A 6,544-nucleotide genomic window follows, 5' to 3' on the forward strand; every position below is an offset into this window, starting at 1 on the left:
CGGAAAACGGCCCGCCTGCCAACAGGGACAGACCGCGAAGACGCGGCAAAAACAAAGACATAGCCAATGAAAAAGCCAGTGATCGACGCGCAGGCGGTGGACCTGACGTTCCAGACGGGTGACGGTCCCGTCCATGCGCTCAAAGATGTAAATCTCCAGATCAACAAGGGGGATTTCGTCTCCTTCATCGGGCCTTCGGGCTGCGGGAAAACCACGTTTTTGCGCTGTATTGCGGGGCTTGAGACCCCGACCGGCGGGAAGCTGACCGTCAATGGCATCAGCCCTGAAGAAGCGCGCAAATCACGGGCTTACGGCTATGTGTTTCAGGCGGCGGGGCTTTACCCGTGGCGCACGATTGCAGGCAATATCAAACTGCCTCTGGAGATCATGGAATTTCCGAAAGCGGATCAGGAAAAACGGGTCGAGAAAGTGCTCGAACTCGTTGATCTTAAAGGGTTTGGCAAGAAATACCCGTGGCAGTTGTCAGGTGGTATGCAGCAGCGTGCCTCCATTGCCCGCGCTCTGGCCTTTGATGCCGAAATTCTCCTTATGGATGAACCCTTTGGTGCCTTGGACGAGATCGTGCGCGACAAGCTGAACGAAGAGGTGCTGCGGCTCTGGGCGGCGACCAACAAGACCATCGGATTTGTGACCCATTCGATCCCCGAGGCGGTCTATCTCTCGACCAAAATCGTGGTGATGAGCCCGCGTCCCGGACGGATCACGGATGTCATCGACTCGCCGCTGCCGAAAGAGCGTCCGCTGGAAATCCGCGACACGCCGGAGTTCATCGAGATCGCGCATCGGGTGCGGGACGGGCTGCGGGCGGGGCATGACCTATGAGTGGTTTTTCGGGAAAAATAGCGGTCGGCAAACTGTCGGACTTCTGTCGGACACCTGTCGGTCAGGCTTGCGCACAGCCGCGAGGCCGTTTTGAAGGGGGCCGCGCATGACAACACGGATCAGACAAGCCACGCGTGACGACATCCCCGACATGGCGGTGATCGTTGTGGCGTGGGAAAAGGACATGCCGTGGATGCCGGAAGGCCCGACCTCGGATATGATCGAGACGGCGATGGACAAGGTCTTTGACCTGCGCGACATCTATGTGGTCACGGAGACGCCACCGGAGACCATCGTGGGCTATATGTCGGTGGACCCGAACACGGACAAAATTGGCGCGATCTACCTGACCGCGACGGGGCAGGGTCTTGGCAAGGCGCTGATCGATCAGGCCAAGCAAGGGCGCAGGTTTCTCTGGCTGCAAACACATCAGCCGAACACCCGCGCACATCGATTTTATGAACGCGAAGGTTTCAGAGTCACGGGCGAGATTGCCCCCGACGCCGAAGGAACCCCCGCGCAATACCGGATGGAGTGGGCCGCATGAACAAGATCGTTCCCGTTCTCACCGTCCTCGCCGTGCTGATCGTGATCTGGTATGCGGCGGCGGTGAAGATGAACAGCACTTGGACCTTTGATCAGGCCGAACGTGCGGGCACCGAGGTCAGCTTCTCCGAACTGGTCAAAGACACCATGTCGCAAACGCGCCCGCTCTTGCCCGCGCCGCACCAGATCGCCACCGAATTGTGGAAAACCACGGTGGAGAAAAAGATCACCTCGAAACGCTCGATGATCTACCAAGGCTCGATCACGCTGAAAACCACGCTTCTGGGCTTTGGCTTCGGGATCGTGATCGGGATTGCGCTGGCCACGGTGATCGTGTTGAGCCGCGTGGGGCGGTTGACGCTTATGCCTTGGGCGATCATTTCGCAGACCATCCCGATTGTCGCGCTCGCGCCGATCATCGTCGTGCTCTCCAATGCGGCAGGCACGGGCACGCTCATGGTGCCCAAGGCGATCATCGCCGCCTATCTGAGCTTTTATCCGGTGCTGGTCTCTATGGTCAAAGGCCTGTCGAGCCCCGACCAGATGCAGCTTGATCTGTTGAAAACCTACGGGGCCAGCCAGCGCGACGTGTTTTGGAAACTGCGCCTGCCGTCCTCGATGCCCTATTTCTTTGCCTCGTTGAAAGTCTCCGTCGCCGCTGCCTTTGTGGGCGCTGTGGTCGCGGAACTCTCCACCTCTGCGATTGCAGGGCTGGGCGCGCGGATGCTGATCGGTTCGCAATTCGGGGAGCCGATGATCATGTGGGCGGCGCTCTTTGCCGCCGCAATCCTTGCGGCGATCCTGATTTTCCTCGTCGGCGGGTTCGAGAAACTGGCGCGATATATGATGGGAGGGCGTGCGGTATGAAAACGGACAGCACATTTGAAAAACTCGCATGGCCCGTGGGTTTCGGCCTTCTGGTTCTGGTCCTGTGGGAAATCGGAGTGCGGGTGTTCGCCATCTCTCCAGCGATTCTGCCGGCGCCGAGTGCGATCCTTGCCGCGATGGCGGGCTCGCTGCCGATCCTGTGGGAAGACTGGGTGCAGACCGTGGTGAAAGGCGCGCTCAACGGGCTCTGGATGGGTAGTCTGGCCGCGCTTGTGGTGGCGCTGGTGATTGACCGTTTCGATTTTCTGAAACGCGGTTTGATGCCGGTGGCGAATTTCTTTGCCGCGCTGCCCATCGTGGGGCTCGCGCCGATTATGGTGATGTGGTTCGGCTTTGACTGGCAGTCGAAAGCCGCCGTGGTCGCCGTGATGGTGTTCTTCCCGATGCTGGTGAATATTCTGGGCGGACTGGCGGCAGTTGACCCGATGCAGCGCGACCTGATGCGCACCTACGGGGCGAGCCATGTGCAGACGCTTCGCAAATTGCGCGGACCTGCGGCGCTGCCCTTTGTGTTCAACGGTCTTAAAATTGCAACATCTCTGGCGCTGATCGGTGCTATTGTTGCTGAATATTTCGGCTCTCCCATCCGTGGCATGGGATTTCGCATCACCACAGAGATGGGACGCTTGGCAACCGACATGGTTTGGGCTGAAATTGTGGTGTCCGCCGTGACCGGCACAGCGCTTTACGGGCTGGTCGCGGGCATCGAAAAGCGGGTGACCTTCTGGCACCCCTCACAACGCGGATCGTAAGGTCCGTCATAAAAAGGCACGGGGAAAAATCCGGCCATTTAAACAACTTGGAGGTTGTATTTAATATGAAAAAGCTACTGACGAGCGCGGCCGCTCTGGCCGCCATGACCACAGGAGCCTTTGCTGCCGACGAGGTGACTTTGCAGCTCAAATGGGTTACACAGGCCCAGTTCGGGGGTTATTATGTGGCGCTGGAAAAAGGCTATTACGAAGAGGCCGATCTTGATGTGACGATCAAGCCGGGCGGGCCGGATGTTGCGCCTGTGCAGGTGCTTCTGGGCGGTGGTGCCGATGTCATGGTCGACTGGATGCCCTCGGCTCTGGCGGCGCGTGAAAACGGTGCGCCGGTGGTGAACATCGCGCAGCCGTTCAAAAAATCGGGCATGATGCTGACCTGTCTGAAAGAGAGCGGCATCACGGGGCCGGATGATTTTCCCAACAAGACGCTTGGCGTCTGGTTCTATGGCAACGAATATCCGTTCCTGTCGTGGATGGGCAAACTGGGCATCCCGACCGACGGTTCCGAAGGCGGTGTGACGGTTCTCAAACAGGGCTTCAATGTCGATCCTCTGCTGCAAAAGCAGGCGGCCTGTATCTCCACCATGACCTATAACGAATATTGGCAGGTGATTGACGCGGGGATTTCTCCGGATGATCTCGTGACCTTCAAATATGAGGATCAGGGCGTGGCCACGCTCGAAGACGGTCTTTATGTGCTCGAAGAGAGCCTCGAAGACGAGGCGTTCAAAGACAAAATGGCGCGTTTTGTGAAGGCCTCTATGGAGGGCTGGAAATATGCGGCGGAACATCCGGAAGAGGCCGCGGAGATTGTGCTCGAATATGATGAGACCGGTGCGCAGACGATGACGCATCAGGTGCGCATGATGACCGAAGTGGCCAAGCTGATTGAGGGCACGGATGGTGCGCTGGATGTGGCGGATTACGAACGCACGGTTGCGTCTTTGCTGGCCGGCGGGTCCGATCCGGTCATCACCAAAGAGCCGGTCGGGGCCTATACGCTCGACATCACGGATGCTGCGCTGAAATAAGCGCGCGCCAGATGTGAAATGCCCCGCCCCGGACGCAATGCCGGGGCGGGGTTTACATGTCCGCGAGGGGACATGGAGAAGGACGGGTTACATGCCCATCACTTGTTCAAGGGTCATATCGCCCTCGATGGCGGTGTAATCGGACTGGTCCACATCGGGCATGGACTTGAGCTCTTCTTCGCTCGCGCCTTCGATCATGACGCTGTTTTCATCCACCATGGTAAAGTGGTCGACGCCGATCAGCACGTCATGTTCGGCAATGCCGAGAAAGCCGCCCACACCGACAATCGCCATGATGTCCCCGTCGTCCGAGACAATAGCATCAATCTCGCCCACGTCCTCGCCGGTCTCGGTCACAACCTGTGTGCCGACGATCTCGGAGACGGTTTCATCGCCAAATGCGTCAAGTGCTGCGACCATGTTTTGCGCCCCGTCCTTGGTGGCGGCCCAAGCATCGCCAGCGGCCTCGGCTGTGCTGTCCGCCATGTCGGAGGCAGTGTCTTTGGTGTCGGTCCAAACCTCTTCCATTTCGCCTTCGGTCTGCTCCATCGCGTCGTCTGTTTCCGGTGTGGTCATGGTGGTGTCGTTTTCGATCACCGCTGCGTTGTCCTCCACGGTGGCATCGCTTTCGCTTGTCGTATCAGCAAGAGCCGGAGCGGTTGCGAGGGCCATGGCGGCGGCAGAAATCATCAGGTTTTGTGTCAGCGTTTTCATTGTCTTTCCTTTCGTTCATGCGTTGGCATGATGTATGAAGAGACAATGAATGCCGCCGGAGTATTGTTCCGAGAAATACGGAAGTCATTCCGGATTTTGCCTGTAGTATACTGATTTAAAACAATAAATTTTCTAATATATTTCGGTTTTAATTTTCCCGCATCATCCCGCCACTCAAGAACCTATCGTTTGTCTGCTGCGATCCTCGCCAATATGCAGCGCGTTCTGGCAATATGTCCGTGTTCATCTCAGACACCTTCCCGCACATCCGGCAATCAGAGCAAACGCGCAGGTGCGAGCGTGCGGGCCTGTGCTCCCGTGCGCAGTTTGAACCGCGCCAGACCCGGCGCTTTGGCGCGGTTGATCGTGCCCAGATCCAGACGTGTGATGCCCTCAGAGCGAAGGTGCTGCATTGCTTTCCAAAGGATCAGGTTATGGGCATTGCTGCACCGTCCTCTCGGGCCCGTGTGACCGATCTGATACGTGGCCGTGTTGCCATGTGTGACAAAGAGCATCTGCGCATCCTCGCAGGAGAACAGCCGGAGCGCCTCCGCAGATGCGGCCTGAATCGCAAGGTTAAACTCGGGCGGCAGAGCGCGATATGCGCCCTTGCTCTGGCGTGCTTTCTCGGCACGCAAAAGCGGCATGAGCGCCGCAGGCGGTGGTCGGATACAGGTCACAGACCCCGCCGACTTTTCCGCCTTTTTTAACCCGTTGCGCCATTTCTGATCCATCCGCGCGCGCAGATGTGCCAAATCCCCCGCTAGAGACAGTTCGGCAATCTCCGGTGCGGCAGACAGAGGCAGACCGCCCAGACCGCGCTCCGGACTTATGAGCGTCCCCCCGACAGGCAGCGCGCGGCGTATAAGGCGCAGCACCTCCGCCTCTCGTGTGGCAGCAAAGAACAGAGGCCCGCGTGTCACCAAACAGATGTGCAAACCGAAAAGACAGCGGAACACAACCTGCGCCAGCGCCATGGGGTGCGCCGCCTCATAGACGCATAGTCGTAGAACCCCGCGCCCGATCTGCTGTGCCGCCGCACCGTAAATCCAGCGCTGGGGCAGGGGCGCCATCACCTGATCCGCCAGAGCCTCCCATTCGGCCTTATTGTCAATCTCGCGCGTTTGCATGGGGAGAGAGTGCAGCCGAGAGGTTAAGATTTGGTGCAAACATCGCCACAAAAGCGCGGGTTTCGGCTTTCTGATGGTAAAAATACTCAAAAAAACCGCCCCGAAGGGCGGTTTCTCTTTGATTGGATCGGTCTGGTTCAGACTTTGTTCATCAGCCCCTGTTATAGAGCGAATTGCTGATCAACTCATCCACGACGGCGGGCTCAGCGAGCGTGGATGTGTCGCCCAGACTGCCGGTGTCGTTTTCGGCGATCTTGCGCAGGATGCGGCGCATGATTTTGCCGGAGCGGGTTTTCGGCAGGCCCGGCGCCCATTGGATGAAGTCCGGCTTGGCGATCGGGCCGATTTCGGTGCGGACCCATTTCTCCAGTTCGGCGCGCAGCTCGTCGGTGGGCTCCACACCGTTCATCAGCGTGACATAGGCGTAGATGCCCTGACCTTTGAGCTCATGCGGCATCCCGACCACGGCGGCTTCGGCGACCTTGGCGTGGGCGACCAGCGCGCTTTCGACTTCGGCCGTGCCCATGCGGTGGCCGGAGACGTTGATCACATCGTCCACGCGACCGGTGATCCAGTAATAGCCGTCCTCGTCGCGGCGGCAGCCGTCGCCGGAGAAGTAATA

8 protein-coding genes are annotated in these 6,544 nt (G+C 58.7%); 5 read left to right on the forward strand and 3 right to left on the reverse strand.

Going from position 1 to position 6,544, the window contains the following annotated elements; all coding sequences use genetic code 11:
* Positions 1-66: 66 nt before the first annotated feature.
* From KO492_RS03160 to KO492_RS03180, 5 genes are all read left to right on the forward strand, one after another.
* Complete coding sequence (locus KO492_RS03160; RefSeq protein WP_066606432.1) at positions 67-843, forward strand: ABC transporter ATP-binding protein; 777 nt, start codon at positions 67-69, stop codon at positions 841-843.
* A gap of 106 nt (positions 844-949) precedes the next feature.
* Positions 950-1,390, forward strand: a complete 441-nt coding sequence (locus KO492_RS03165; RefSeq protein ID WP_216043634.1) for a GNAT family N-acetyltransferase — start codon at positions 950-952, stop codon at positions 1,388-1,390.
* Positions 1,387-2,256 carry an ABC transporter permease gene (locus KO492_RS03170; RefSeq protein ID WP_216043635.1) on the forward strand — a complete coding sequence of 290 codons (870 nt, stop codon included), beginning with the start codon at positions 1,387-1,389 and terminating at the stop codon, positions 2,254-2,256. Before KO492_RS03165 ends, KO492_RS03170 begins: the two co-directional genes overlap by 4 nt.
* Positions 2,253-3,029, forward strand: a complete 777-nt coding sequence (locus KO492_RS03175) for an ABC transporter permease (protein ID WP_216043636.1) — start codon at positions 2,253-2,255, stop codon at positions 3,027-3,029. The genes KO492_RS03170 and KO492_RS03175 overlap by 4 nt, the downstream gene beginning before the upstream one ends.
* A 65-nt stretch (positions 3,030-3,094) precedes the next feature.
* A complete protein-coding gene (locus KO492_RS03180; protein ID WP_216043637.1) occupies positions 3,095-4,078 on the forward strand; it encodes an ABC transporter substrate-binding protein in 984 nt (327 codons plus the stop codon).
* 87 nt (positions 4,079-4,165) lie between these two features.
* Here KO492_RS03180 and KO492_RS03185 read toward each other — a convergent pair whose 3' ends face one another.
* From KO492_RS03185 to KO492_RS03195, 3 genes are all read right to left on the reverse strand, one after another.
* On the reverse strand, positions 4,166-4,792 hold the full coding sequence (locus tag KO492_RS03185; RefSeq protein WP_216043638.1) for a PRC-barrel domain-containing protein: 627 nt from the start codon (positions 4,790-4,792) through the stop codon (positions 4,166-4,168).
* A 275-nt stretch (positions 4,793-5,067) separates the two neighbouring features.
* The gene (locus KO492_RS03190; RefSeq protein WP_216043639.1) at positions 5,068-5,922 is read right to left on the reverse strand and encodes a GNAT family N-acetyltransferase; all 855 of its coding nucleotides are present in this window, start codon (positions 5,920-5,922) and stop codon (positions 5,068-5,070) included.
* Positions 5,923-6,073: 151 nt separating this feature from the next.
* A partial coding sequence (locus KO492_RS03195) for an AMP-binding enzyme (protein ID WP_436835691.1) occupies positions 6,074-6,544 on the reverse strand: 471 nt, incomplete at its 5' end.

This window comes from Celeribacter halophilus (genome assembly GCF_018860305.1).
Classification (GTDB): domain Bacteria; phylum Pseudomonadota; class Alphaproteobacteria; order Rhodobacterales; family Rhodobacteraceae; genus Celeribacter; species Celeribacter halophilus_A.